This is a genomic window from Aminobacterium thunnarium, from assembly GCF_055390565.1.
In genome coordinates this window covers 2,059,662-2,084,873 of sequence record NZ_AP042412.1, presented here as the reverse complement: position 1 = coordinate 2,084,873, position 25,212 = coordinate 2,059,662, and the positions used below count along the sequence as shown (strand labels likewise).

Genomic DNA, 25,212 nt, shown 5'->3' with positions numbered 1-25,212 from the left:
CAGCGTTGTTGGTGAAAGAAAGGAAAGAATGAGAAGACTTTCTGTGGAGTGAGCAAAAGATGAGAAAAGGAGAATGGGGAGAGAATTTTAAAACCAACCCCCCTAGGCAAATTGCTCTTCCCCTTGAAAATGAATTAGAGTATCTGGAACAACAAGATGACAATATGTTCCAGAACCCTTCTCTTTGGTTTTCTGCCTCTCTCCATCACCCCGATCTTCTTGTATGTTTTATTGATGAAGACGGGCGTCTTCGTTTTTGGAATAAAACAGCGGAACGTGTTACAGGGTATAGTTTTGAATTCCTTTCAGGTTCAAGAAAGTGGCTTTCTTTACTCTATGCGAATGTCGAGAATTGGCAACGTATGCTTTCTTCCCTTCGGACCTTAGCTTTGATGCAGGGGGCTTCTGCAAGTATTGAGACAAAGATAAAAAGGAAAGATGGTAAATCGTGTACAATTCTATGGGCGTGCAATAATGTAATGCCCTCAGATGACTTCCCTTTTTCCGGTGTTGCTTGTTTGGGAATAGATATAACTGCTCGTGTCAATAGAGAAAAACGTTTAACGGAACGCATAACGACGTTATCTGCTCTTTTCGATAATATGGCTGATGCTGTTTTTCTTCACGAGATAGATGAAGATGGAGTGCCGGGAATATTTGTTGAAGTTAATGAGGGAGCCTGTCAAATGTTGGGATATTCCCGAAATGAATTGCTCGGTAGTTCTCCAAATTCAATCGATGTTTTTTTAAAGAAACAGGACATACTGATACTTGTGAGGCAACTTTTTCTGAATGGACATCTTACTTTCCAATCTTTTCTTAAGAAAAGAGATGGATCAGCTGTTCCCGTTGAAATTCACGCGCACCTTTTTTCATTTCAAGGAAAGCCTATGGTTCTTTCTATTGCTCGTGACGATTCAGAACGAAGAAAAAACGAAGCCTTGCTTATGGAGAATGATGAGTTTTCTTCATCAATCCTTGATCAAAGTCCTAACGCTATTTTTGTCGTTAGTCCTGATACGCGAATCCAGTATGCCAATAAATCTTTTGTGAAACAGTTTGGATATTCCTCAGAAGAAATTTTGAAACGTCCCGCTCCCTATCCATGGTGGAGAGAGGATTATTGGCTCAATATGGGAGAGCTGCGTATTGCTATGCATGAAGGTGTCATAGGTAAGGAAAAACGCTTTGTAAGAAAAGATGGCGAAGAAATATGGGGGGAAATAACAGCTGTTCCTATTCGGGATAGCAATGGGCGACTTCAGCATTGTGTTATAACGTGGAAAGATTTGACTTCATATAAGAAACTTGAAGAACAAATAAGTTTACATCAGCATCAATTGCAATATTTGTCTTCTGAATTATATGTAGCTGAAGAACGGGAGAGGCGGCGTATTTCCACAGATTTGCACGATAGCGTGGGACAAAATTTGGCCCTTTCCCATATTAAGCTTGAAATGCTTAAGAGTCAGATTAAAGAGAAGAGAGAAAAAGATGTTGTTCATGATATTCTCTCGCTTGTGGATCGTTCTATACAGGGAATGAGAACTCTTATTTTTGAGTTGAGTCCCCCAATGCTTTATGAATTGAGTTTCCATGCGGCTGTGGAGTGGCTTATAGATAAAATGGAAGACGAGCACGGTCTATGCATCGTTTTTAATGATTTTCTTGTGAGCGATGAAATTCCAATGGATATAAAAATTTTTCTTTTCAGAGCTTTACGAGAGCTTTTGATGAATATCGTAAAACATGCTAAAACGAGTGAGGCGATTATAACCATTTCTCGCTTCGATCCATGGACAGTAGCGCTAGAGGTTAAGGATGATGGCGTTGGATTCGACCTTTCTATGCTAAGAGAGTTGGGGCGGGATCCCAGTAATTTTGGTTTGTTGAGTATTCGAGAGAGGGTAAATTATCTTGGTGGCTTTATGCAGATACAAACTCTCCTTGGTGAAGGAACCAAAGTTACTCTTTTTGTCCCTGTAGAAAAGGAGGAAGAAAGGTTCGGTGACGTTCATGAAGAAAGTCAGGATTCTGCTGGCTGATGATCATCAAATTCTTAGGGATGGGTTACGAACTCTTTTAAACACTCAGGATGATATGGAGGTTGTAGCTGAGGCAGATACGGGACGAAAAGCTATTGAGATGTCCCTATCGAATCATCCGGATGTTCTTGTTATGGATGTCATTATGCCGGAACTCAATGGAATAGAAGCTACAAATCAGCTTAAAAAAGAGCTTCCGGGAATTAAAGTGCTCGCGTTATCAATGCATGCTGATCGTCATTTTGTTGCAGAGATGCTTAAAGCTGGCGCTTCCGGTTTTTTGTTGAAAGAGTGTGCTTTCCATGAATTAGCCCAGGCTATCCGATCGATTATCAGCGGAAAAATGTATCTGAGCCCGAGTATATCAAAATGTGTTATTGAGGAATATGTGGGGTATCTTTCAGGTGAAGGAAAAGAAGAGGCAGACTCTATCAGTGCGTTGAGTCACAGAGAAAAGGAAGTTTTACAGCTTATTGCAGAGGGAAAAGGAAACCGCGAAATTGCTCGTACCCTTCATATCAGCGTGAAAACTGTGGAGACGCATAAATATAATATTATGCGCAAAATAAATCTTCACTCTGTTGCAGAGCTTACGAAATATGCGATCAAGAGCGGATTGACTCCAATGGATTAAGTGATTTCCTGATGTCTTTTTAAGTGAATAGCGTGAAAGGGGCAGGGATATATCCCTGCCCCTTTCAGTTTTCTCCCGATACTCAATTTTAATCGATAGACGTACCCTTTATATCGAGCTTAGACGGCTCCAGCTCTTTCGCTGGAAAGGGGGTCGTAGAGATGCCCGCCACATGCGGGTACACCTGATAAGTTATTACTTTCTAGCGGCGTAAAGGGATCTATGGAGTATAGGGCTATCTGCAAAAAAGGGAGGAAAAAAAGATGAAAAAAGTATTTCTTCTGTTAGCAGTTGTAGCCATGGTGGCTTTTGCTGCAAGCGCAGTTTTTGCTGAAGAAGCCCCCATGACCATGGAAGAGGCGGGATTTGATACTTCGTGTCATCCATCAATTTGCACTCCGTATGACACGTTGAAGATCAATTGGAAGGTCATACCGATTAACTGCCTGATGATCAAACAGGAAGAGATCAATATGGCCACTTACATCGGGTGCTACATGCCTTGGTGCGATGAAGAGTGCATTTGGTATGCCATAGTCGCGACAGGCACCGATGAGAGAAAGATTGTCGGTAAGATCAATCTCGATATGCCCGATCACGTAACACTGTGGGCAAAACTTAAAGCTCCTTATGGAACAAGTGCTGTCGGAACACCAAACTGGACAGAACTTTCCACAGAGTACGTTGATCTCGTAACAGGTATATCCAAAGTTTGTGGAGCCTGGGGAAAAGGCGGTTTGAAACTTTGCGCTGGCCCAGATGCTCAGAAAGCTGCTGGAACCCGAATCCTTACCCTTCTCATTCAGGACGCATAAGGGGTAATAAAAAGGGCGGCACTCGGGGGGGTGCTGCCCTTTTTTGTCAGTCGGGAGGGAAATAAAAAATGAGTGGAACTACGGTAATATCACGAGTCGTTCTTCTTGTGTTTCTCGTTGTTTTTTCTCCCCTGAGCGGGCGTTCAGAGGCTATGGAACTTATTGCCTTGGGAAGTTGGTCATCTCTTGTTATTGGTGCTTCCGCTTCCAATGGCCGAGGTATACGAGAGAGTGATCCCTCCATTGTGAGCCTAGGCATTATCAATACGCGGGATCAATATGCCTTATGGAACCTGGAGGCAAAGATCGTTGAGGGAGCACAGATACCTGAGGGAATACAGATCTGGATTCGCCGCACAGGTAATGGTATGGGAACAGGTTGGGTTCGGGGAGGCACTTCGTATCAGCTTCTCGATCCATCAGGAGCCACCCTTTTTACGGGAGCAGGAGATAGAAGTCATATAACGCTTCAATTGAAAATAACAGGTATTACTCCAGAAACACCGAAAGGCGTATATGCTCCACATATTGCATTTACGGTGGTGGATTTATGATGAGAAGAAAACTATTTTTCATATGTTTCTGTGTAACGGCGATTCTTCTATTTGTAGTCCGTCCGGAGTTTGCTCTGGCAAGTAATGTGGATGTTGAGGGAGATTTAACATATCGTTTTACAGTAACGCCAGGACAAGAAATTCGTGGACAGATTGTAGTAAGAAATAACGATAAGGAACAACAGATTCAAGTGGCTATCAACCAATCTGACTATTTATGTTTTGCTGATGGAAGCAACGATTATGGTGAGCCTGGAAGTATTGCTCGTTCTAATGCATTGTGGATGACAATAACACCTCGTCATCTTGTTATTCCTGCGGCAGGAACGGCAAGCTTTAATTATGTGATTAATGTGCCGAAAGAGACGACTCTCTGCGGATCATACTGGAGCCTGATCATGGTTGAACCTATAGATCAAATACAGTTGCAACCTCCTATTGATGCAGATGGCAACATGGCTTTTGGAGTAATGACGGTCTTTAAATATGCCATCCAAATGATTACAGATATCGGAAATACGGGAGTTCGCGATATAGAGTTCGCTGATAAAAAGCTTATAAATGCCGGGGGCGTGTCTGTTTTAGCACTCGACATTGCAAATAAAGGAGAACGTGTCATTCGCCCTGTCGTCTGGGCTGAACTTTACGATGAGCAGGGTAACCATGCTGGCCGCTTTGAAGGGGGAAGGCGATGGATTTATCCAGGGAGCTCATGTCGTTTTGAGATTCCGTTTAAAGATGTTAAGGCGGGTCAATATAAGACCCTCATTATCGCTGATGGTGGAGAGGAAGAAGCTTTTGGCGCTCAGTATGCCCTGATACTAAAGTAAAGAGGGTGAACACTATGACAGGCGGAGGGCAGAAGCGAGTATTTAGAGTTCTACTTTTTCTCGTTTTTATATTGTGGCTGCTTCCTGGCCTGACATGGGCACAGACAAAGGGATACGGGGTTGAAGTTCGAGCTCGTTCCCCATTACAAATTAGTACAAAACCAGGACGCATTGTCAGTATTAGCGTTCTTGTGACAAGTTATCAACCCGCGCTTGAAACATTTATAGAGGAAATTGATTTGCCTCAGGGGTGGCAACCTCTTATGCCCCCTGGACGATTTTCAATTCCTTCGAGAGGAAGTGTGACACGTGTTCTTGCTTTTCAGATTCCTCCCTCAGCTCGAGTTGGAGATTATGAAGTAGTTTATTCTGTAAAAAACAGGCGGGATTACGGGGTATATGATGAAGAGATTTTCACAGTATCCATTCTTGCTGTTGAAGGCGTAGAGCTTATTTTAGTTAAAAAACCGGTAGCCATTATAGCGGGGCAGCACTATGAAGCTGATTTGCAGCTTATTAATAGGTCGAATACGACACGTACCTACTCTATAGACCTTCCTGATCGTGACGAAAGGTTTCCTGCTACCATCTCTCCAAATGAAGTAACATTGAATGCGGGTCAAAGCGCCGATTTGAAATTAAAGGGGAAAATTTTTCAAGGAAGCACTTCTCGATTCCATTTTGTTGAAGTTCGAGCCGTTGTAACTGGAGATGGGGGGCCAGATGCTACAACTCTTGTTGTCGATCTTGATGTTATTCCAAGAGGAGGAGGGGAACTTGATATATTCCACGTTCTTCCTACAGAGCTTTCAATTAGTGCCATGGGCAATACTGGAGGAGATGGGGCACATATTGAGTGGAGCGGTGAAGGTTATCTTGATGAGGAGCGCACCAAAAGAATTGATTTCCTCTTTAGAGGACCTGATACAGACGATTTCGGCATCTATGGAGATGTTGATGAATATTGGCTGAATTATTTTACTGAGACCTACTCTTTTTATCTTGGCGATCAAGGATACCCTCTCTCTCGATTAACGTCTTCTGGGGCTTACGGCCGAGGTATAGGTTTTGCTTATGAACCTATAGGAACAGGCTTTGGTGGAGGTTTACACTATGTAAAAAGCCGTTGGGGAACGCCGGAAAAAAAAGAATATGGTTTTTATGTTAGTCATAAAGTAGAAGATAACCTTGAAATAAGATTTAATGCCCTTCAAAAAGAAAGAAAGGCATATGGAAGCAAACCGGATATAGAAGACAAAATATGGAGTGTCAGTGCGGAATACAGACCGTGGGTTCATACATTACTTGAACTTGAATATGCTATTTGTGACACAGACAGAGTGGAAGCTCTTGACGACGACGCAGCTTATAGAGTCTATTTAAGAGGGAGAATGAATGGGAAGATCCCTTACTCTATTACAAAAGTAAGGGCTGGCACTGATTTCTGGGGATACTACCACGATTATGACTATATAAGTGCAAGCGTCGGCTACCCCTTTAGCGATCGTTTGCAGGGAAACATATCGTGGTATCAATATAAAGATAATCTCAACCTCAGGCAGGTTGAGGCAACATCCCAAACCTTTGAAGAACTTCTTCAGGTCTACTTTGATTATGAATTGAGCGATGGCTGGTATCTGGCTTTGGGGTACGATACTTTCACTATGGAAGATCGCTTGTTACCAGCTGAATATAATTATCATGAAAATTCGTGGTGGCTACGAGTAGGGCGGAGTATGGAGCGTTATAGTTATTCCTTTGAAGCGCGATATGCGGACCAGAGCAATCGAGTAAATGGCGAGAGTGCTACGGCATGGAATTATAACGTTTCTTTAAGTTACCAGCTTACTCCTGAACTTTATGTTTCTATTTATGGGGGCTTTGGAGATAACGATGCTCTTGCAGATAGTTACCTCATGAGATCTTCTAGTAACAGAGGTATCTCAATAATTTGGGATATTACTCCCACTCTTCAACTCTCCTGCTGGTACACAAGATACTCATATGAAGAAGATTTTGCAGATAATAGCGAACAATATGAGTTTATTGCAGAGCAAACTTTCGAAGACGAAAGCCGGCTTCGTTTTAGAATACAACGTAATGATAACAGTGGTGAAATGGAAACATCCTACTCTGTTACCTATGTAATCCCTATCGATATCAAGCTTGCCAAGAAGAAAAATGTTGGAGTCTTACAAGGTCTCGTATATGAAACTGTTGCTGAGGAAAAGCGAGGTATTCCTAATGTGGTTCTTGATATTGAGGGCCAATCTGCCGTTACTGATGAAAAGGGAATGTTTCTATTCCCCAGCCTTCTTCCTGGGGCCTATCTGTTGAAAGTTGACAGGGCTTCTCTCGGAAATCGTGTGCCTAATCGTAAAGTTCCTATTACTGTTGAGATTGCAGGTTATGGGGAGGTTACATCGATGGATATAGGAATTATCGATGGCGTTTCTTTAAATGGCACAGTCGTTCTTATAGATCCAGATGCAGGGAAAGATAAACCTGCCGACTTAGAAGGAAATAAAAGCTACCTTGTAGGAGATACATTGCAGGAAGATGGATTTCTTGAACCTGGTGGATTACAGAGTGTACTTGTGGAATTAAAAAATGAGGACGAGGTTCATCGTCGAATTACAGATAGTTGGGGACGTTTCCTCTTTGAGGGATTGCGGCCAGGGAAGTGGGTTTTGAAAGTGTACGACATTAATATCCCTTCATCATATCGTATTGAGTTCCCAGAGCAAAGCATTGATTTGGGGCCTGGGGATGCAAAAGTTGTTGAGGCTAAAGTCTTACCTCGAAAAAGAACGATAAAGTTCCTCGAAGAAGGAAGAGTCGTTATGAAACCTGGTGAGAAGTGAGGTGTGACAACATGGTGCGAAAATTATTTATTTTAGGATTTCTTATAGCCTTTCTTCTCTCCTGTGACTCGTCAGAAGGGGTCGATAGAACGGTTGCTTTCGTGAATATTTCTATTGAGGTTGTGGAGCAAAATGCTATTTCGGTTATTCAACAACCACTTTCTTTGCATAGCTACATTAATGATAGAGGAGATGCGGTTCCCTTATCGTATATAGTTACGGCTACCGGTCAGACGCCTCGTGTAGTTACAGGACGTTTAGAAGGGAATTTGCCGGAGGGTGTTCATCTTTTTGTACGGCTTGATGCCCCTATACGAGGCGAATCCACAGGCCTTCAAGAGCTAACTTCTCAAGAAGTTGAGTTATTGACGGATGTGTGGGGAATTTATAGTGTTCAGGGAAGTGGGGTGGTTCTTCTTAAGGCAGCGAATGATACCGCACGAAGTTTGGGACAAATTCAAATTCGTCTTGCGATACGAGAAACGTAAGGAGGCGTTAGAGACATGGGGGACCTTTATTCTCTTCGCAAAGAGCGAGACTATCTCTCTCGAGAATCGACTCGAAAGAGTATGGATCAACGAGAGTGGGAAATTCGTTACTTAAAAATCCTCGAGGATATCTATAGAGAAGAGCAGAAACTACGAGGACGCAGCTTGCCTAAAAGAAAAATCAACCGTGAAAATAGATCATATCCAGATTGAATAAAAGGCCTTCCTCAATAGGAGGAGAGGCCTTTTATTTTTTCTTCTGGTGTAAAATAAATAGTACTTAATAAATTTTACGTATCTGACGAGGTGGTACCTGTGCCTTTAAAAATTGGCATTGTATCTATAGTTGTTTGTTTCTTTTTTTCTTTGGTGGGAACACCTGTTTTGTATGGGATGGATAATATAAATGCTTTTGTCTCTATTCCTCCACAGGCTTATTTCATTAGGGAAATCGGTGGAGATCGTGTTAATGTGCACATTATGATTCATCCTGGAGATGACCCTCATACGTATGAGCCGAAGCCCGGACAAATGGCTTCTTTTGCCCAAAGCCATCTTTATTTTGCGATTGATCTTCCCTTTGAAAAGAGACTTTTGGCAAAAGCTCTTTCTTTAAATCCGTCTCTTCGTATTATTGATACTTATAAAGAGATAGATCAAATGCCAGGAGACCTTCATGACCCGCATATTTGGCTCGCCCCTTCCCTAGTAAAAATACAGGGACGTGCTATCCGTGATGCTTTCATTGAAGTTGATTCTCAACATGCAGATGAATATAAAAAAAATTACATCCAATTTTGTCGCAAAGTTGATGACGTGGATTCAACTATACGCAGCTTGTTGAGCCATACGATGAAAAGGGATTTTATTGTTGTTCACCCTTCATGGAGTTACTTCGCTCGCGAGTATGATTTGAATCAGTTGTCGATGGAAGTCGAAGGTAAGGAGCCTAAAGCTTCAGATTTAGTATCTCTTATTACCTTAATGAGAGAGAAACAAATTAATACTATTTTTGTCTCTCCGCAGTATTCCAAGAAGATGGCAGAAAATTTGGCTCGGGAGACAAAAGCAATTATTCGTGTTATTGACCCCCTCGCTGAGGATTGGGAGAAAAATATGCTTGAAACGGCTCAGGCCATAGGAGAAAGTCTGAAATGAGCGAGATCCAGTCAATATTGTTTGAAAATGTGTCATTTGCCTACGAAAATGGAACAAAAGTGCTCGATAGAGTTTGTTTCGAGGTCCCTAAAGGTGAATTCTTAGTCATGATAGGTCCTAATGGCGGAGGAAAAACGACATTATTAAAGCTTATTCTGGGACTCGAAAAGCCTCTTTCTGGAAAGATTGCTGTGTTGGGAAAAAGCCCTGATCAAGCTTCTGCATCAGTTGGCTATGTCCCTCAAGATGCAGGTCGCAATAGAGACTTCCCCGTGACTGTTTTTGATGTTGCTTTAATGGGACGCCTTGGGTGTGGAAAGAAGACTACATTTAGTGAGGAAGATAAGAAAATTACCATGGAGGCCCTTGAACGTATAGGTTTAGCTGAAAGGCGTGACGATCTTATGGGTGAACTCTCTCAAGGGCAACGCCAGAGGGTGTTGATTGCAAGGGCGCTGGCCTCTCGTCCAGAAATTCTTCTCATGGATGAACCTTTTGCCAGTATTGATCCTGAGACCAGAGGAGTTCTCTATGAAGAACTCGCTTCTCTTGCCGGGAGCATTACGATTTTGCTTGTAAGTCATGATTTATCCGTTATTGCAAATGGAGCTACCGCTGTCGCATGCGTATGTGGGGATGTCTACTATCATAATTCGGCAGAAATCACAGAAGAAATGTTACAGATGGAGTATGGAGGAACGTGTCCAGTTGAGCTTATTGCTCACGGTTTGCCTCATAGAGTTTTAGCCCGTCACGATCATTTAAAGAAGGAGTTACATTCCCATCATGATTAATCTTTTGCAGTATGAATTTATGCAAAACGCTTTTTTGGCTGCCTTTTTAGCCAGTATTCTATGCGGCATGATGGGGAGTCTCGTTGTAGTGAGAAAGCATGTTATTGTTGCCGGAGGAATAGCCCACGGAGCATATGGCGGTGTTGGCCTTGCTTTTTTCTTAGGGGTATCTCCTATTTTTGGTACGATGGTGTTTTCTCTTGTGCTGTCACTTCTTATTGCGTGGATAACATGGCAAAAACCAGAACGAGCCGACTCTATAATAGGAGTTCTTTGGGCTGTAGGAATGGCTATAGGTGTAATATGTATAGATTTAACACCTGGATACGGTGCAGATTTAATGAGTTATCTTTTTGGGAGTATCCTTACTGTCTCAAAAGGTGACCTCTTTGCCATGCTCGGAGTCATTCTTCTCTCATTCGCCTTGGGCTTTCTGTATCATAAAGAATTATTAGCTTTTGCATATGATCCTGATTTCGCAAAGACAAGAGGGGTTCCTGTCGCTTTTTTGCATTATGTTGTTATTATCTTAATCTCAATGACTGTCGTTCTTCTAATTCGAGTTGTTGGGCTTATTCTTGTCATTGCTCTTCTTACTATTCCCCCTTCTATAGCAGAACGTTGGAGTCATTCTCTCTATTCTATGATGGGCAGGGCTTTCCTTTTAAGTTTATTTTTTTCATTTGTTGGGTTGTGGCTTTCTGCTCTTTTAAATGTAACTGCGGGAGCTACAATTATTCTCGTTTCCGCTATAGGATATGCCCTTTCTCTTTTGTTAAAAAAATAGGATCAAGAGTCTCTTTTTATGGAGACTCTTGATCCTTATTATGGCGAAATCTTTATGCTATTTTTATTGGTTCTTATTTCTGCCAGTTCAAAGCGAAATGTGCAAAAAGAGCTGACCCTATCCACAACGTATCTTCATCGATATCAAACTTCGAATTGTGGTGAGGATAGGTCTGTCCCTTTTCAGGATTGCTTCCGGCATGGAAGAAGAAGGTTCCAGGAACACGTTCGAGGAAATAAGCAACATCCTCGGCTCCCATTGATGGTTCGGGAATCTCCTTGGCTTTTTCCTCGCCGAGCACTTCTGCCACTGTGGCAAGAAGTTTATCGGTCATGGCACTGTCGTTAATGACAGGTGGCGGTCCAGGAATATATTCCACTACAGCTTCGCCCCGCATGCTGGCGGCCGTAGATTCTGCCAGCTCACGGATACGTTCCTCCATCATCTTCCGCGTCTCCACGTCAAGAACTCGAACTGTTCCCTCAAGAACGCATTCGCCAGGAATAATGTTATAGGCGGATCCGCCAGTTACACGCCCTATGGTAAGAACACCTGGGTCTACAGGGTTGACCTCGCGGCTCAGAATCGTCTGAAGACGGCAGATAAGATGCCCAGCCATAACGATGGGGTCTGCTGTAAGATGAGGTGTGGCACCGTGCCCACCCTTCCCTTTTAGGGTAATAAGGAAGCGGTCGGCAGAAGCCATCATGCCACCGTGTGAATACCCGATCTCCCCTGCCGCATATCCCTTCCAGAGGAGTCCCGAATGAAGACCGATCAGGGCATCCACTTTAGGATTCTCAAGCACGCCATCATCGATCATGGCCTTCGCTCCCACAACATTTTCCTCCGCCGGCTGGAAGATGAACTTCACGCTTCCCTTCAGTTCGTGACGGTGTTTCATAAGCAGCTGTGCCGCCCCCAATGCCATGGCCGTATGGACATCGTGAGCACAGGCGTGCATGCAACCGTTGGTGGCTGCAAAGGGAAGTCCCGTCTCTTCCTTGATGGGCAGAGCGTCACAATCGGCTCGAATAGCCAGAACAGGACCAGGCTCGTCTCCCTCGAGAAGGGCGGCTACTCCATGCCCTCCGATTCCCTTCCGAATAGACGTGGAAGGAAATCCCATCCCCTCAAGAGCCTGTACAATGTAGGCCTCCGTCTCGGGGGTCTCGAGACCAAGTTCCGGATTGGCATGAATATGGCGCCTCCACTCTATGATCTCAGACAAAATTGCTTTCGCTTCGTCTTGGATGTTTGTCATGATACAGTATTCTCCTTTCCCAAAGTTTTCAATGTAGAATACAGTATAGTTCGGATAAAAAAGAGGCAGGCTGTGTAAAGCCTGCCTGTAATCACTTTTTATTTATGGTTCTTCAGCCACTCCATAGCCATGGTGGACATTACAGCCGAACCAATCCACAATACGTCTTCGTCAACGGCGAAACGAGAGTTGTGGTGAGGATAGGTCTGTCCCTTCTCCTCGTTGCAGCTGGGGTGGAAGAAGAAGGTTCCGGGAACCTCTTCAAGGAAGAAGGCGATATCTTCTCCGCCCATGGAGGGATTCTTGATTTCCTTCACATGCTCTTCGCCAAGAATGGCTACGGCCACCTTGCGAAGCTCCTCTGTGACCTCGGCATTGTTGACGACTGGAGCTGGTCCTTCCCAGCCGTAGTGGAACTCGATGTCTCCACGCATGCCCTGAGCGACTGTACGGGCGATCTCTTCGATACGTGTTGCCAGGAATTTACGGGTATCGTTGGTGAGAGCGCGAACCGTTCCGCTGATACGGCACTCGCCGGGGATAACGTTGAAGGCTGTTCCTGCATGAATCTCACCGATGGAGATAACTGCGGGCTCTACAGGATTCATCTCACGGCTGACAATGGTCTGAAGTTCGCTGATAATCTGGCAGGCAATGCTGACAGGATCTATGGATCCGTGAGGATAGGCGCCGTGGCTGCCCTTCCCCTTCACGAGGAGCTCAAAGCGATCCATGCAGGCCATGATGCCGCTGTAATGATAGCCGATATCTCCAGGTTTGAAGTCTTCTTTCCAGATGGCTCCAGTGTGAAGGCCGACGATAACGTCGGGACGTGGATTGTCGAGAGCGCCGTCGTCGAGCATACGTTTGGCTCCGCCGTATCCTTCCTTGCATCCCTCTTCGCCAGGCTGGAAGATGAACTTGACTGTTCCTTCAAGCTTGTCTTTATTGTCAGCCAGGATCTTGGCTGTGCCAAGGGCCATGGCTGTGTGGACATCATGTCCACAGGCGTGCATGCAACCATTCTTGGAGGCAAAGGGAAGATCTGTCTCTTCTTTAATGGGGAGACCGTCGCAATCGGCTCTGACGGCAAAAACCTTGCCAGGTTTTGCTCCTTCAAGTACGGCGACAACGCCGTGACCGGCTACACCCTTGCGATAGGGAATACCCATTTCGTCAAGACGGGCACAAATATAGGCCTCGGTCTGCACTGTATCCATCTGTGTCTCTGGCATCTGGTGCAGATCCCGTCTCCAGGCTACGATCTGTTCCTGCAACGCGAGTGCTTGTTCTTTCATGGTTTCCATAAGGGAAAACCCCCTTTATACGTTGGTAAATTGTGACGCATCACACACTCATGATACGTACCGTAACAAACAAAAGGCAACGAAAGAATCGCAGCGCTGCATCCTTCAAGGATGCGGCGCTGCGGTTGATGTTTAATTCCTAAAGCAGGCCCTTCTTGTAGAGAAGACGGCCTACTGCTATCGTTCCAAAAACGGAAGCAACGATAACAACCCAGGTCTTTGTGAGGTATGTTAAACCTACGGCAGGGGCTACAGTGTAAAGAAGCAGAGGAATAGCAAAACCAGCGACTGCCAATTTGGGATATTTCAGGGTGAACTGTCCAAAAACAGCACCGAAGATAGCGGCTACAGTGTACTGTTTAAAGGCGATAGCGATAGGTTCGGGGAAAATAGCCAAAAGAGCTGCTCCAGCGACAGCTGCCAATGTTGTGAAGAAAAGGTTGGTAACAACAGAACCTGATACACCGAGAGTAGAAATAATTTCAGCTTCAGGAGTTCCGGCTTCTACTCCAACAACTTCCTGAGCTACTGCGGAACAAGGCAAACGAAGGTTGCCGATATTTCCGCTCAAGAAGGAAATATATGTTCCTGTCAGACCGAGAACAGGATAGTATGAAACAGGTTCAACAACATAAAAAGCGCCGAAGATAGCTGCAATCATGCCCCATGACTTCAATGCTACAGAGATAGGAGGAAAAACGCCAAACTTCATATAGAGGTACAGGTTGGGTAAGAAGCACATAAGCATAGGAATCAATACAGTGACAACGCCTATTTTTATAACTGGTTTTTTCCATATATTTTCAAATTCGTCGTGAGATACCATAATGAGATCCCTCCTTCAACTAAACAAGAATGACGGCTACGGCCATTCCGATAAGCATGGCTATTCCGAGGGTATATTCTCTAAGCCAGGTCAGTTTCTTGGCAAGGGTCAACATCAAGACCATACCGAGAAGACCGCCGATGGCTGCATAAAGAGGGCCGCCGCCGCCAGCAGTACCAGCCTGAAGGCCCTTGAATCCAGCCATGATATTTCTGGAATTGAGGAATCCGAAGCAACCGAGCATGGCTCCACCAGAAACGATGGCAAGCCATTTGGCATCTCCACCGCCGATTTTTTCTCGAAGATCTTCGAGCTTGTGTGTAAACAGGGCTGTAACAAGAAGCCAGCCTGTTCCATTAATGGTCATGGTCCACCAAGAGGTAGCCAATGCCATCATATCGTAATCTGCAGAACCGAATTTGACACCGAGAGCCTCAGCTCCAACTGTTGCAGCGGTGAGCTCTGTGGGAGCAGCACCGATAATGGAAAGGCGGAGCCATGTGATAGGTCCACCGACAACGGACATCATACCAACCATAACGATAAAAACGGCAATAGAAGGACCAATAGCTGAAATGGCACCAGCACGAAGACCCTGAACACATTTTTCTCTTGGGAAACCGATCTGGTCTGCAGTTTTAAAAGAAAGGCGGATATACAGAAGAGACTGAATAAGAACTATAACTACGATTGCGATGGCAATAGCCCACACACCCCAGCCATTCGCTGCTTGAAGTACTGCTTCCGGCATAATAACACCTCCATTGAAGTATGAACAGTTTCATAGCGATTAAAACACTATTACACGCTCAATAGTTGTGAGTCTGAGTTGTCACCTCCTTAGTGTGCCTTCGATTAGATTATGATTAAATAAATTCGTTACATAAAGCCTAATGATGAAAAATTAATTTAGTTTTGATTTTCACGAAGTGATTCTATCTTGTAAAAGAGGGGGATTCATCGTTTCTGGCGTACAATAAAAATGATAATAATATGTCTTATAGATACAATAAAAAGAGTATTTTAGAACAGGAGAAACTAAAATACTATTATTTGTCAAGATATTTGTCCATGAGGTACAATTTTAATGAGAGCGCAACATTTAATCGTTGTTCACTGTCATAGACATCAAATTCCATAAGCTCGCAAATTTTTCTGAATCTATATTTTAAAGTGTTGTAATGTATAGACAGTTCTTCGGCGGCAGCTTTTAATTGCCAATTGCAACGAACTATGCTTTCTAAGGTTCCGACAAGTTGCGTTTTTTTATTTTTATCGTGCTCAATAAGTTTCCCAATATAGTCATAATAAAAATTTACAGCATCTTTTGTGTTGTAAAGATTGCCAAGAAGCTTGTAGACGCCTAAATCCTTCCAAAAGATTACATGTCCGGTTCCACACGTTTTGCGTATCATTTCGAGAGCTTTTCGAGCTTCATCGTAGCTTTGATAACAACTGAAGATGCTGTCTTTTATGCTGCCAACACCCACTGTAACAGAGAATTTTGTTTTTTTAGCAACTTCTTGTTGCATTAAAGAAATGGTAGAGTATAGCTTTTTTTTGAAAGATTCATACTCTGTAAACGGCGATGGTAGTATGAAGGCAATGGAGTCGCTCATCTCTGCATACGGGATATTAGAAAATTTCATTTTTATCATTGATGTAGCAATGTAGTAAATTCGTTTTTTTATTTCTTCGAGATTTGCTACAGCTTCATCGATTTGTTTTGCCATTTCAAACTGATGTTTATAGTTATCTATATCAACAACTACGACAGTTTGAGGGCCGCGTAAATCCCAATTGAAGAGTTGGGCTCGGTTCCAGACTTCTTTTTCAAAGCGAACATTTTTTAACAAAATATCTTGAACAAACTCATCTCTATAGCGTTTCTCTGCTTCGCTTTTTGCTAGTTTTTTTTGTGTAGATATGAGAAGGGCTGATATGGCATGAGAAAGAGAGATCCCCCAGCTTTTTTGGATATCTTGGGCATCAACATCAAAAAAAAGGTAGCCGTAAATTTTATCCCCGATAGCTACAGGACGGTTGGGAATTTCTCTAATAAGTTGAGGGAGATTGGTCTCTTTGATAATTTCTACAAAAGCATCAGATTGAGCACAAAAATAGCTTTGCCCAAAAAATGTATCAATAAAGGCAATGTCTACGTGAATAAAATTGCGTAAGTTATTGAGGATAGGCTCGACTTCTTCTCCGTTCATAATAAGTTCAAAAAAAGATTGACTTACTTTTTCCGAAAAGCGGAGTTCTTGTGCTTGCGCATTGACTACTCGCGAAAGAACAGGATTGATAATATCGCTAAAAGCATAATCAATAGGAATATCAACAACTGGGAAGTGAAGACGATCGGCCGCTTCTTTAACGTTGGGAGGGAGTGTTTTTAAAAACCGCTCTAATTTAATGCCAATAGCTGCCATTCCACCCTGACTGAGGTATTCTATAATTCGCACCAAAGAATCAGGATCATCTTTTAAGATATATCCAGATGTAATAACAAATTCTCCACCATGTACCCATCGTTGTATGTCTGGAGCGTCAAGTACAGTTACTGTTGTGACATAGTTTGTATCTAATCCACTTTCTCCGGCGACGACTTTCATTCTATTCAATTCTGGAATGCGAAGCATTTGGCGGACTGTAATTCCCATAACAATTGTTGCCCCCTCTGAATTATTGTTGCGTGTCAGTAGTGCTATCTTGCGAATCTCCTTCAGAGGGAGTTGTGGAATCGTCTCCGCTCTCTCCGGGTTTTATGATTTGCTTAAGCAGGTTTTCCATAAGTTGTTTTTTCACCTGTTCTCCAGGGCTTAAAGAGTTATCTTTTCCCTCTCCCGTAGGGAAGGATAACTTTATTTTTATGTCATCAACTTTTTCCTTTTCTTTCTCATCAGAAAAAGTACTGTCAAAAGGAATAGGAGTTGATTGTATTGGTTGTGAAACTTTCAAATCGTACATTTTCATATCGTTCCATGTGCCTGCAAGTGTAAAGCTTGTCTCTCGAAAATCGCGTACTGAATATCCCCCAACCAGTCCGGAAAGAAATTTTTGGAGTAAGAGCGGATCTGTAATATTATCTCCGACGCTGATGAGTCCGCGGATTGCTCCTAAAAATGTATTTAATGCTTTTAAATTTATATCTCCCAAACATTTTAGAGAGATACTTTTATCTCCTATTCCTACAGTACCACTGGCTGTAAAATATCTGTATATGGTGTCGTCTGGATAGGCAGCGGCACGGCTTCCCGGAAGAAGATAAAAACTTTTTCCATCTACGTTAAAATTGGCGAGAATAGATCGATAACGAATTTCATCGGATGTGCTGATCTTCTTCACCAGGGGGAACCCGGAAAGAGCTCCCTCTGTAGCATAGAGAGAACCATTGCCGAATACTAATTTTAACTGACCGAGAGTCCCAGACACTTTAAGATTCAATGTTCCTATTCCTGAAACTTTTCCTGGAGCTGTTAACCAATCAGCCGAGGCCTTCTCAAGATTCATCCCTTCAAAGTTCATAGTGCTTTCCCAGCGAAATTTATGAGGATCAAAGGAACCCGAGATCTCTCCTTCGCTGTCATATGCATTCGCGCTTCCTTTCGCAATGGCAATCAACCCTTGCTGTGTTATTTCAAAAGGCAAGCTAAGCTGAGAGAGAGAGAACCCATATAATTTTACCTCAGGTGATGTAATGATACCTTCTCCGGTCATTCCTTCCTTGGTTATCATGCTGTCTAGAGACACGTGTAACGCTCCTGAAAAGTATGTTTCATTGTTGCCGTTTGCTGTTAATTTTTCTAGGGGTAAACCATCATCTGTTGTAGATAGTAAAATGTGCCATCCACTGGGATCAGGAGTAATTGTTCCATTAAGAGAAACCGGACATTTCTTATGAATCCCGGCAAGAGAAAAGGTAAGAAGGCCTTTTTCTTCTGGAAGGATAGAGAAAACGACATCGTTGAAGGAAAAATCCCCAACATGGACAACCGGCATAGAGGCTTTAGCATTAATTGAAGGTTTAGTAAAAGGCCCTGAAATTGAAATTTCTCCAGCTATCGTGCCGCCCACCGCTGTTTCTGGATACCAAGGTGCTATAAGCGTTTGTATATTAGTTGGAGGAACGTTGATATTAAGCATGATTCCATTTTCATAAGAAATATTTCCAGCAGCTGTTAAAATTGAATCATCAAGAGCTGCCTCTGCTTTTTTAATCAATATCCCTTCCGTTGTGCTCTCTGTTTCCATGCTGAAGTGTTTAAACATAACGCCCATAACTGAAATATCTTCTCCCTCAAGAGATGCTGCTAACAAAGGAGTAGCGAGATTTCCTGATATTTTGAATGTACTAGAGATATTGCCTTCAAAAGAAGGCCAATGAGAAAGTTCTCTCGATACATTTGCAAGGTTGATTTTACGAAGCTCTCCGACCATTTGCATAGTAGGAACACTCTTTTCGAGAGAGATATCTCCAGCTAACGAGACGAGGCCGCCGAGTGCTCCTCCTTCCATTTTTTCTATCTTCAAATTCCCTTTTTCATACTGACCTGATAAAAAGATATTTTCAAGAGAAATATTTTCAAAAAGAGTCGCTTTTGTTGTTTCAGCACTGAAGGTAAGCTGCGGCTTTGAAAGTGGGCCGAAATATGCCCACGTAAGTGACAAAGGACCTTGCGCCTTTAATGTTTTTATAGAGGGCATGCTCTCTTCCAGAGAAGAAATTTCAAGACCCTTCCCTTCCCCCTTGAGGTCAATGAGAATCTCTTCTTCCGTGAAAAGATTAGAAAGAGTTCCCTGTCCAGATATGGAAGATTTCCCTAAAAGGGCATTGAAAGATGAAATTTTTGTCAGATTCCCTTGTTGTTCGAAGTCTAAAGAAATATTGTTAAGCAATGATCCATTAAAACGAATACGGTCAGAACGAAATTGTCCAGCGATGGAAAGAGAAGACGCAGGGCCTTTTATGGATATCATTCCCGAAGCGTCTCCCTCTAAACGTAGAGAATCAGATGTTTTAGAAATTTCACTAATACGTTTTAAATTTAGCCGATTAGTAGAAAAGGAAAGATCTAATAGTGTTTCTTCTTGAAGGGAGATTGTTCCTTGCCCATCAACAGGGGTTTTGTGCCATTCTCCTTGAGTTTGCAAAGATAGAGTGTTGTCGGGGTGAATTACAACTTCTCCATGAATGTTTTCAAGGGGAAAGCTTGAGACAATGGCGGATGGAGAAGAGAAACTGACGGATCCTTTCTCTGTTTGGCCTGTTATTACCAGATTTACATGCATTTTTTCAACATTTCCCTGAACGAAATCTAACCATGGAAAAACTTCGTACCACTTTGAAGTATGAAGATTTTCACCCAAAAGATCAAAGTGCACGCCTTGGTTTCGTGTCATACTAATAGAGCCGCTAACTGGAGATTCGAATATGTGTCCCTTTATATCAGTAAAACTGAGAGTTGTTCCATTCCAAGTCCAGAGACTTTTTGTTTTAGAAAGGAGAAAACCATCAAGATTAGCATTATCAATTGAAAGATTTCCCTCTACTACAAGATCAGGCCATTGTCCATGAATCATTAAGCTGGATGAGGCTTGTCCTGTAGCTATTACGTTTTCTTCTTTTGACAGGGCAGCAGATGCTTTTTGAAGGTCCGCCATATATAAAGATTCAATATTGCCGCTAAGAATAATTTCAGGAATTATACGCCCAGAAAGAACGATGCGGCTTTTCTGGCTTTTTGCAGTAAGATTCTGAATGAGAACGCTACTCTCCTCTGCTTTCCCAGATGCTTCTACTTGTACTGAAAGCGCATTAATATTGCCACGAGCTTTAACGTCAAAATCTCCATCTTTCAGAAGAAAGCGTCCTTTTTCTATGGCAATATTACCTAAATCGGATTTTTCTATAACTCCATCTTCCATACTTATATGAAGAGTACTAGGAAGAGAAAAATTCTTTTCCTCCTTTGAAGCAACGCTCAATGGGATAATATTATCTGCTGAAAAGAAAAACGATTCAAAGTGAAGAGAGCGTATCGTAGGATTTTTCGTCAAAAGAGAAAAAAGAGACGGTCTAACAAAAATAAGCGTAACCTTTCCAACAGGATTTTCTCGCGTGGAGAGTTCAGCATCATGTATAGTGAATCCAGAAAGGGGATTCCCTTCAATTGCTCCTATTGATAAAGAGTAAAGAGATTGAGATTCAGAAAACTCCTTTATAGCAGAACGAAAAGTTTTTGTGCCAAAATTAATCTGGCTGAACACATATATAAAGACAACACCTACGGTGAATATTGTCATTAAGGCAAGTAAAAGCCTATATTGTTTCTTCATAAATACACCTCAAATTTTTATCAAGCTGAAGTCAATGTTTACAATACCCTTTTATACAGAATTTGTCATCGGCCAGAGTACGTATGCAATACGATACTGATAATTCTAATTTTTCAGTTAAGAATTACCCACATATAGGGTGTAAAGTGTTCTTATATTGGTGTGGATAAGTGGATAAGTTAGTGGAAAAGTAGTGGATTTGTCAAGGGTTTTGTTGGATTTTATGGGGAATGTGGACAACTTATTCTCTTGTGGAGAGTTTTTTTCATGCCACTAGGAAGTTTTTAAGGTTTAATTAAAATTATCTGAGAAGGATCACTTAAAATGATTTCACTTCCTTTATAGCTACTGTATATTTTCCCCATAATAAGAATCTGATTTCCTTCGCGTAAAGAAAAATGGCGAAACCTATCCATATTGTTTCTATAGATAATAAGGGAAAAAGTTCCATCCTTAAAGAGCGTTCTGGATTGTGTTGTTGAAATATCTTTAATAGTAGCGGCAACAAGAATAAAATGTCCTCTTATGAAGGGCAAAAAGGTCCAGATCTCTTCTGGTGTGAATAATCGTCGTGAAGCTTTTTTCCACAATCCTACCTGTGTTTTCTTTGCTTCTGAACAAGCTTTCTGAATGGTATGAATATATTTTTCATTAGGAGCTATAACAAGTGGAAGTGCCAGTCCATTGCGTATAAGCTCCGCATTAATAAGTAAAAATCCTTGTTTATTTTTGCTCCAGATGTAGGCAAGGAGGCGGTTGTAACGATCTCTTTTTTCAATATCGAATTCAAGATATGCCTCTCCTGAAACTAGAAGTTCTCTGTTTCGTCGAAATGCTAATTCTCCAAGTTCTTCTTTTTTTCGCCGAGGGTGATGTATTTCAGGCGTATCAATAAGAAGATAACGTACTCGTTCAGACTTTCCGTCAGGCATTTGAACGACAATAGTATCTCCATCAATAACTTGCGTCACTACGACAGGAATCAAAGAGGAGCATGTTTGTGCACATAAATCGGAAGAGAAAAAAATAAGAAAAGCAATGCATAACGTAGTAATTTTTTTAAGGTTCATAGGAAATATACATTCCATGAAATGTCTCGACAAAGCATCGGGTGCCCGCCTGCAGATATATACTGTGTCACGTTCATTTCTTCAGTTGGGGATATTGTAGGTAGAATAAGATGTGTAATGCCTGCTTCTCGAAATAAGGATGGTAAACAGGGAAGGCCAGGCCCTTGTAAAAATATGCCTTTCATGTGACTGATATACGGTTGAATAAATGTAAACCACCTATTTCTGAAGGCTTCGGCCGTTAACCAACACCATTGACATGAAGGTAATTTTTCAGAAGCGGCATGTTCGGGAAAAATATCGGGAGCCTCACGTTGATTATCAAGAATAGACATATTCCATCCCCAATCTCTGAGATGAGGAATAAGGATTTTATCGTAACCAATGACGGCGACAGAGTCATTTTCTGGAATTCCTGCAATTGAATCAAGGGGAAGAGAGCATTTAGAAGCTGGTACAAGAGCAGAAACAATTGCAGAAGCAACTGCAAATTCTTGTGGATAAGGTGAGGCAAATAGAGAAACAAGACCGTGGGCAGATGAAGAAAGTAAATGACGCGTATGCTCTTCTCTAGTGTCGAGAGGAATCTTATCTCCAGGAGGAACCGTTCCTATTCCCACTCGCCCATCTCTAAGTCGAACAACGCTTGCATGCCAACCAAGCACAATACCTTCTATTGAAGAATCTTTTTCTTTTAATGCTTGAGCTATGAGTTTTTCAAAAAAGCGCACTCTCTTGCCTCCATTTCTAAATCAGTCTGCAGTATATATGCTATTCTATAATAATTATACTGTGTGTTCAGATAATGAGGAGGAAGGTTTTGTGGACTTGTATTGTAATGAAAATCTAGTTGCTGAAATAGCAGAAAGAAATCGCCCAATGCTTTTAAAATATATTGAGGGACTTGTCTCTTTTTCTGGACGGGTCCGTTTAACTGGTCCGCAAGATCCCGAGACCCTTTGGTCGGAACATATCGTAGATTGTCTTTATTCTGTTCCACTACTTCCTCCTGAAGGAAATATTATAGATGTTGGTACTGGAGGCGGACTTCCCGGTGTTGTCTGGGCAATTTGCAGACCCGACTTGACTATAACTCTTCTGGATAGCGTGCGAAAAAAGTGCAAAGCTTTGGAGGAGTTAACCGCTCTTTTAAAGCTGGAAAATGTTCGTATTGTATGCAGTAGAGCTGAAGAATATGCTCTAGAACGGAGAGAGCATTTTTCTCTAGCAGGTGCGAGAGCGGTTACAGGAACAGGTGTATTATTAGAATACCTCTCTCCTTTTGTCTCCTTGGGAGGAAAGGTTCTTGCGTTTAAGGGACCGTTGTATAAAGAAGAAATAGAACCTCTTAACGGAAAGGAAAAACGTTTAGGTCTTTCTGCCCCCTCTGTCTTCCCTTATTCTCTTAATGGAAAAGAACATTTCCTTTTAATATGGCAAAAGAAACAGCCATGTTCAAAGGAATTCCCAAGAAAAACTGGAATGGCAGAAAGGAAATTTTGGTGGAGGTGACATTGTGCTTTCTATAGCTGTAACGAACCAAAAAGGTGGCGTTGGCAAGACAACTACATGCATAAATCTTGCTGCAGAATTAGGACGATTGGGATATTCTGTTTTGGCTGTTGATATGGATCCTCAAGGTAATTGTAGCAGTGGTTTGGGCATTGAAGCTGACGCTGTCAATGTAAGCTTATACGATGTCCTTCTTGGCGGAGCATCTATCCAAGAGGCCCTTGTTGCTACTCCGTGGGAGGGCGTTTCGCTTCTTCCAGCTACAATTGACCTGGCAGGAGCAGAAGTGGAACTTGCATCTATTATTAGCCGTGAAACGTGTTTACGAAGACATATGGCTAAGCTTGATCACTATGATGTAGCTATTATCGATTGCCCCCCTTCTTTAGGTTTGTTGACAATTAATGCTCTTGTTGCTGCGCAAAAGTTGATAGTGCCTATTCAGTGTGAATATTATGCTTTAGAAGGCGTTGGTCAGCTTGCTAGAACAATAGGACTTGTTCGTGACTGCCTCAACCCTGACTTATCTATTGATGGGGTTCTTCTTACAATGTTTGATTCTCGAACACGTCTTGCCCACGATGTGGTAGAAGAGGTACGAAGGCAATTTGGGGAGATTGTTTTTTCTACTGTTATCCCTCGTAACGTAAAGCTATCAGAGGCACCAAGTTACGCCAAACCAATAACATACTACGAACCAGCCAGTACGGGGGCTCAGTCTTATACATTATTTTCCAGGGAGGTTGCGACACGATGGCTGCATCTAAAAACAAAGCGTTAGGACGAGGGCTTGGAGCTTTAATTCCAGGGGCTAGAGATAATGTAGAAAAAGGTACACATGATATAACAACACTTCCTCTATCTCTTCTTGAACCTAACGAAAATCAACCGCGAAAATCTTGGGATAAAGAAAAACTAGAGGCACTCGCTGATTCAATTCGTATGCATGGCATCATACAACCTCTTGTTGTACGTAAGCTTGAAAATAGTTATCAAATTGTTGCAGGAGAGCGTCGTTGGAGAGCTGCTCAAATAGCTGGACTACAGGAAGTTCCAGTCTTTTTCTTTGAGGGCACAGAGAAGGATGTTCAAGAAATTTCTCTCATAGAAAATATACAAAGGGAAGATCTTTCGCCAGTTGAAGTTGCTCGGGCTATTAAAGAGCTTTTAGATTCTTTTTCTTTAACCCAAGAAGATTTAGCACAGCGAATTGGTTGGAGTCGTACACTTCTTACGAATAAGTTGAGGTTATTGCAGCTTCCTGAAGAACTCCGAAATATGATAGATAGAGGAGAAATATCAGAAGGTCACGGTCGTACTCTTTTAGGGTTAGAGACTGAAAACCAGATGTTGGCATTAGCTCAAAGAGTTGTTCGAGACGGGATATCAGTTCGCAAATTAGAAGAAATGGTGAAGAAATTAAAAACGGATAGCCAAGAAAAAATTACTCCAGTAAAGCATCGTCCTCAAGAAGATTATCCTCAGTCGGTGCAATTAGTAACCCAAAAGCATGGTGTTAATATGAAAATTTCAGGTGCAGGTATAAAGAAAAGGTTATCTATAGAGGGTTTAACAATTTCACAAATAGAGATGTTAGCAAAACTTATAGAAGAATCAGCAGATATTTTATTTCCCGGGAAATAAATAGGAGGGGATTAAAATTCGTAAGGGGCAATCGGATCTTATTCTCTTTGGCAAGGTTATAGCTACAGCTTTGCTCATATCAGGTTATATTGTATTAGGGTATCTGATAGGCAAAAAGCTTGCCTCTATGGGATATCCGGATGCAACAATAATGTTGTGTGCAACATTAGGTGCTGCAATAGGGCTGTGGCAAGGTTGGTTGAACTTGCGGCAAATTTGGCAAAAAACGAAAAATGATAAACGCAACAAAAAGTAGACCACTTCACATATACCTCCCTACG

The 25,212-nt window shown here is 42.2% G+C and carries 23 protein-coding genes; 15 read left to right on the top strand and 8 right to left on the bottom strand.

Annotated features, from left to right (window positions below):
- Positions 1 to 59: 59 nt before the first annotated feature.
- The 11 genes from ACZ5GY_RS10220 (at position 60) to ACZ5GY_RS10170 (ending at position 10,969) form a co-directional block, all read left to right on the top strand.
- Entirely contained in the window at positions 60 to 2,045 is a 1,986-nt protein-coding gene (locus ACZ5GY_RS10220; RefSeq protein ID WP_464111840.1) for a PAS domain-containing sensor histidine kinase, read from the top strand.
- On the top strand, positions 2,017 to 2,679 hold the full coding sequence (locus ACZ5GY_RS10215; protein ID WP_464111839.1) for a response regulator: 663 nt from the start codon (positions 2,017 to 2,019) through the stop codon (positions 2,677 to 2,679). The genes ACZ5GY_RS10220 and ACZ5GY_RS10215 overlap by 29 nt, the downstream gene beginning before the upstream one ends.
- A gap of 263 nt (positions 2,680 to 2,942) precedes the next feature.
- Positions 2,943 to 3,494, top strand: a complete 552-nt coding sequence (locus ACZ5GY_RS10210) for a hypothetical protein (protein ID WP_213690017.1) — start codon at positions 2,943 to 2,945, stop codon at positions 3,492 to 3,494.
- 68 nt (positions 3,495 to 3,562) lie between these two features.
- A complete protein-coding gene (locus ACZ5GY_RS10205) occupies positions 3,563 to 4,048 on the top strand; it encodes a hypothetical protein (RefSeq protein ID WP_213690016.1) in 486 nt (161 codons plus the stop codon).
- Complete coding sequence (locus ACZ5GY_RS10200; protein ID WP_213695144.1) at positions 4,045 to 4,878, top strand: hypothetical protein; 834 nt, start codon at positions 4,045 to 4,047, stop codon at positions 4,876 to 4,878. The genes ACZ5GY_RS10205 and ACZ5GY_RS10200 overlap by 4 nt, the downstream gene beginning before the upstream one ends.
- A 14-nt stretch (positions 4,879 to 4,892) precedes the next feature.
- The gene (locus tag ACZ5GY_RS10195) at positions 4,893 to 7,742 is read left to right on the top strand and encodes a hypothetical protein (RefSeq protein WP_213690014.1); all 2,850 of its coding nucleotides are present in this window, start codon (positions 4,893 to 4,895) and stop codon (positions 7,740 to 7,742) included.
- A gap of 11 nt (positions 7,743 to 7,753) precedes the next feature.
- On the top strand, positions 7,754 to 8,230 hold the full coding sequence (locus ACZ5GY_RS10190; RefSeq protein WP_213690013.1) for a hypothetical protein: 477 nt from the start codon (positions 7,754 to 7,756) through the stop codon (positions 8,228 to 8,230).
- Positions 8,231 to 8,245: 15 nt separating this feature from the next.
- Positions 8,246 to 8,443 (top strand): hypothetical protein, encoded by a 198-nt coding sequence (locus tag ACZ5GY_RS10185; protein WP_213690012.1) that lies wholly within the window; start codon positions 8,246 to 8,248, stop codon positions 8,441 to 8,443.
- Between the two features lie 102 nt (positions 8,444 to 8,545).
- The gene (locus ACZ5GY_RS10180) at positions 8,546 to 9,388 is read left to right on the top strand and encodes a metal ABC transporter solute-binding protein, Zn/Mn family (RefSeq protein ID WP_213695140.1); all 843 of its coding nucleotides are present in this window, start codon (positions 8,546 to 8,548) and stop codon (positions 9,386 to 9,388) included.
- On the top strand, positions 9,385 to 10,182 hold the full coding sequence (locus tag ACZ5GY_RS10175; protein WP_213690010.1) for a metal ABC transporter ATP-binding protein: 798 nt from the start codon (positions 9,385 to 9,387) through the stop codon (positions 10,180 to 10,182). The genes ACZ5GY_RS10180 and ACZ5GY_RS10175 overlap by 4 nt, the downstream gene beginning before the upstream one ends.
- Positions 10,175 to 10,969, top strand: a complete 795-nt coding sequence (locus ACZ5GY_RS10170; RefSeq protein WP_213690009.1) for a metal ABC transporter permease — start codon at positions 10,175 to 10,177, stop codon at positions 10,967 to 10,969. Before ACZ5GY_RS10175 ends, ACZ5GY_RS10170 begins: the two co-directional genes overlap by 8 nt.
- 73 nt (positions 10,970 to 11,042) lie before the next feature.
- Here the strand turns inward: ACZ5GY_RS10170 and ACZ5GY_RS10165 are convergent, their stop codons facing one another.
- From ACZ5GY_RS10165 to ACZ5GY_RS10130, 8 genes are all read right to left on the bottom strand, one after another.
- On the bottom strand, positions 11,043 to 12,233 hold the full coding sequence (locus ACZ5GY_RS10165; RefSeq protein WP_213695791.1) for a M20 metallopeptidase family protein: 1,191 nt from the start codon (positions 12,231 to 12,233) through the stop codon (positions 11,043 to 11,045).
- A gap of 98 nt (positions 12,234 to 12,331) precedes the next feature.
- Positions 12,332 to 13,540: a M20 metallopeptidase family protein gene (locus tag ACZ5GY_RS10160; RefSeq protein ID WP_321719724.1), complete on the bottom strand. Its 1,209-nt coding sequence runs from the start codon at positions 13,538 to 13,540 to the stop codon at positions 12,332 to 12,334.
- A 139-nt stretch (positions 13,541 to 13,679) separates the two neighbouring features.
- A complete protein-coding gene (locus ACZ5GY_RS10155) occupies positions 13,680 to 14,366 on the bottom strand; it encodes a hypothetical protein (RefSeq protein ID WP_213692049.1) in 687 nt (228 codons plus the stop codon).
- 19 nt (positions 14,367 to 14,385) lie between these two features.
- Positions 14,386 to 15,117 (bottom strand): DUF5058 family protein, encoded by a 732-nt coding sequence (locus ACZ5GY_RS10150; protein ID WP_213690356.1) that lies wholly within the window; start codon positions 15,115 to 15,117, stop codon positions 14,386 to 14,388.
- A 298-nt stretch (positions 15,118 to 15,415) separates the two neighbouring features.
- On the bottom strand, positions 15,416 to 17,029 hold the full coding sequence (locus tag ACZ5GY_RS10145) for a PucR family transcriptional regulator (RefSeq protein ID WP_213690357.1): 1,614 nt from the start codon (positions 17,027 to 17,029) through the stop codon (positions 15,416 to 15,418).
- A gap of 22 nt (positions 17,030 to 17,051) precedes the next feature.
- A complete protein-coding gene (locus tag ACZ5GY_RS10140) occupies positions 17,052 to 20,705 on the bottom strand; it encodes a hypothetical protein (RefSeq protein ID WP_213690358.1) in 3,654 nt (1,217 codons plus the stop codon).
- Between the two features lie 284 nt (positions 20,706 to 20,989).
- Complete coding sequence (locus ACZ5GY_RS10135; protein WP_464111838.1) at positions 20,990 to 21,793, bottom strand: thermonuclease family protein; 804 nt, start codon at positions 21,791 to 21,793, stop codon at positions 20,990 to 20,992.
- Entirely contained in the window at positions 21,772 to 22,506 is a 735-nt protein-coding gene (locus ACZ5GY_RS10130) for a Rossmann-like domain-containing protein (RefSeq protein ID WP_213691854.1), read from the bottom strand. Before ACZ5GY_RS10130 ends, ACZ5GY_RS10135 begins: the two co-directional genes overlap by 22 nt.
- 91 nt (positions 22,507 to 22,597) lie before the next feature.
- Between ACZ5GY_RS10130 and rsmG the strand changes: the two genes are divergently transcribed.
- The 4 genes from rsmG to ACZ5GY_RS10110 all read left to right on the top strand — a co-directional run bounded on the left by rsmG (position 22,598) and on the right by ACZ5GY_RS10110 (position 25,187).
- Entirely contained in the window at positions 22,598 to 23,287 is a 690-nt protein-coding gene (gene rsmG, locus ACZ5GY_RS10125) for a 16S rRNA (guanine(527)-N(7))-methyltransferase RsmG (protein ID WP_213696142.1), read from the top strand.
- 4 nt (positions 23,288 to 23,291) lie between these two features.
- Positions 23,292 to 24,068 (top strand): ParA family protein, encoded by a 777-nt coding sequence (locus ACZ5GY_RS10120; RefSeq protein ID WP_307879670.1) that lies wholly within the window; start codon positions 23,292 to 23,294, stop codon positions 24,066 to 24,068.
- Positions 24,041 to 24,931: a ParB/RepB/Spo0J family partition protein gene (locus ACZ5GY_RS10115; RefSeq protein ID WP_213696078.1), complete on the top strand. Its 891-nt coding sequence runs from the start codon at positions 24,041 to 24,043 to the stop codon at positions 24,929 to 24,931. The genes ACZ5GY_RS10120 and ACZ5GY_RS10115 overlap by 28 nt, the downstream gene beginning before the upstream one ends.
- Before the next feature lie 70 nt (positions 24,932 to 25,001).
- On the top strand, positions 25,002 to 25,187 hold the full coding sequence (locus tag ACZ5GY_RS10110; RefSeq protein WP_464111837.1) for a hypothetical protein: 186 nt from the start codon (positions 25,002 to 25,004) through the stop codon (positions 25,185 to 25,187).
- Positions 25,188 to 25,212: the final 25 nt, after the last annotated feature.

What these genes read in the sequence shown, in the direction of transcription:
- ACZ5GY_RS10220 (WP_464111840.1), top strand. Translation starts at nt 60, where the DNA reads ATGAGAAAAGGAGAATGGGGAGAGAATTTTAAAACCAACCCCCCTAGG.
- ACZ5GY_RS10215 (WP_464111839.1), top strand. Translation starts at nt 2,017, where the DNA reads ATGAAGAAAGTCAGGATTCTGCTGGCTGATGATCATCAAATTCTTAGG.
- ACZ5GY_RS10210 (WP_213690017.1), top strand. Translation starts at nt 2,943, where the DNA reads ATGAAAAAAGTATTTCTTCTGTTAGCAGTTGTAGCCATGGTGGCTTTT.
- ACZ5GY_RS10205 (WP_213690016.1), top strand. Translation starts at nt 3,563, where the DNA reads ATGAGTGGAACTACGGTAATATCACGAGTCGTTCTTCTTGTGTTTCTC.
- ACZ5GY_RS10200 (WP_213695144.1), top strand. Translation starts at nt 4,045, where the DNA reads ATGATGAGAAGAAAACTATTTTTCATATGTTTCTGTGTAACGGCGATT.
- ACZ5GY_RS10195 (WP_213690014.1), top strand. Translation starts at nt 4,893, where the DNA reads ATGACAGGCGGAGGGCAGAAGCGAGTATTTAGAGTTCTACTTTTTCTC.
- ACZ5GY_RS10190 (WP_213690013.1), top strand. Translation starts at nt 7,754, where the DNA reads ATGGTGCGAAAATTATTTATTTTAGGATTTCTTATAGCCTTTCTTCTC.
- ACZ5GY_RS10185 (WP_213690012.1), top strand. Translation starts at nt 8,246, where the DNA reads ATGGGGGACCTTTATTCTCTTCGCAAAGAGCGAGACTATCTCTCTCGA.
- ACZ5GY_RS10175 (WP_213690010.1), top strand. Translation starts at nt 9,385, where the DNA reads ATGAGCGAGATCCAGTCAATATTGTTTGAAAATGTGTCATTTGCCTAC.
- ACZ5GY_RS10170 (WP_213690009.1), top strand. Translation starts at nt 10,175, where the DNA reads ATGATTAATCTTTTGCAGTATGAATTTATGCAAAACGCTTTTTTGGCT.
- ACZ5GY_RS10165 (WP_213695791.1), bottom strand. Translation starts at nt 12,233, where the DNA reads ATGACAAACATCCAAGACGAAGCGAAAGCAATTTTGTCTGAGATCATA.
- ACZ5GY_RS10160 (WP_321719724.1), bottom strand. Translation starts at nt 13,540, where the DNA reads ATGGAAACCATGAAAGAACAAGCACTCGCGTTGCAGGAACAGATCGTA.
- ACZ5GY_RS10155 (WP_213692049.1), bottom strand. Translation starts at nt 14,366, where the DNA reads ATGGTATCTCACGACGAATTTGAAAATATATGGAAAAAACCAGTTATA.
- ACZ5GY_RS10150 (WP_213690356.1), bottom strand. Translation starts at nt 15,117, where the DNA reads ATGCCGGAAGCAGTACTTCAAGCAGCGAATGGCTGGGGTGTGTGGGCT.
- ACZ5GY_RS10145 (WP_213690357.1), bottom strand. Translation starts at nt 17,029, where the DNA reads ATGGGAATTACAGTCCGCCAAATGCTTCGCATTCCAGAATTGAATAGA.
- ACZ5GY_RS10140 (WP_213690358.1), bottom strand. Translation starts at nt 20,705, where the DNA reads ATGAAGAAACAATATAGGCTTTTACTTGCCTTAATGACAATATTCACC.
- ACZ5GY_RS10135 (WP_464111838.1), bottom strand. Translation starts at nt 21,793, where the DNA reads ATGGAATGTATATTTCCTATGAACCTTAAAAAAATTACTACGTTATGC.
- ACZ5GY_RS10115 (WP_213696078.1), top strand. Translation starts at nt 24,041, where the DNA reads ATGGCTGCATCTAAAAACAAAGCGTTAGGACGAGGGCTTGGAGCTTTA.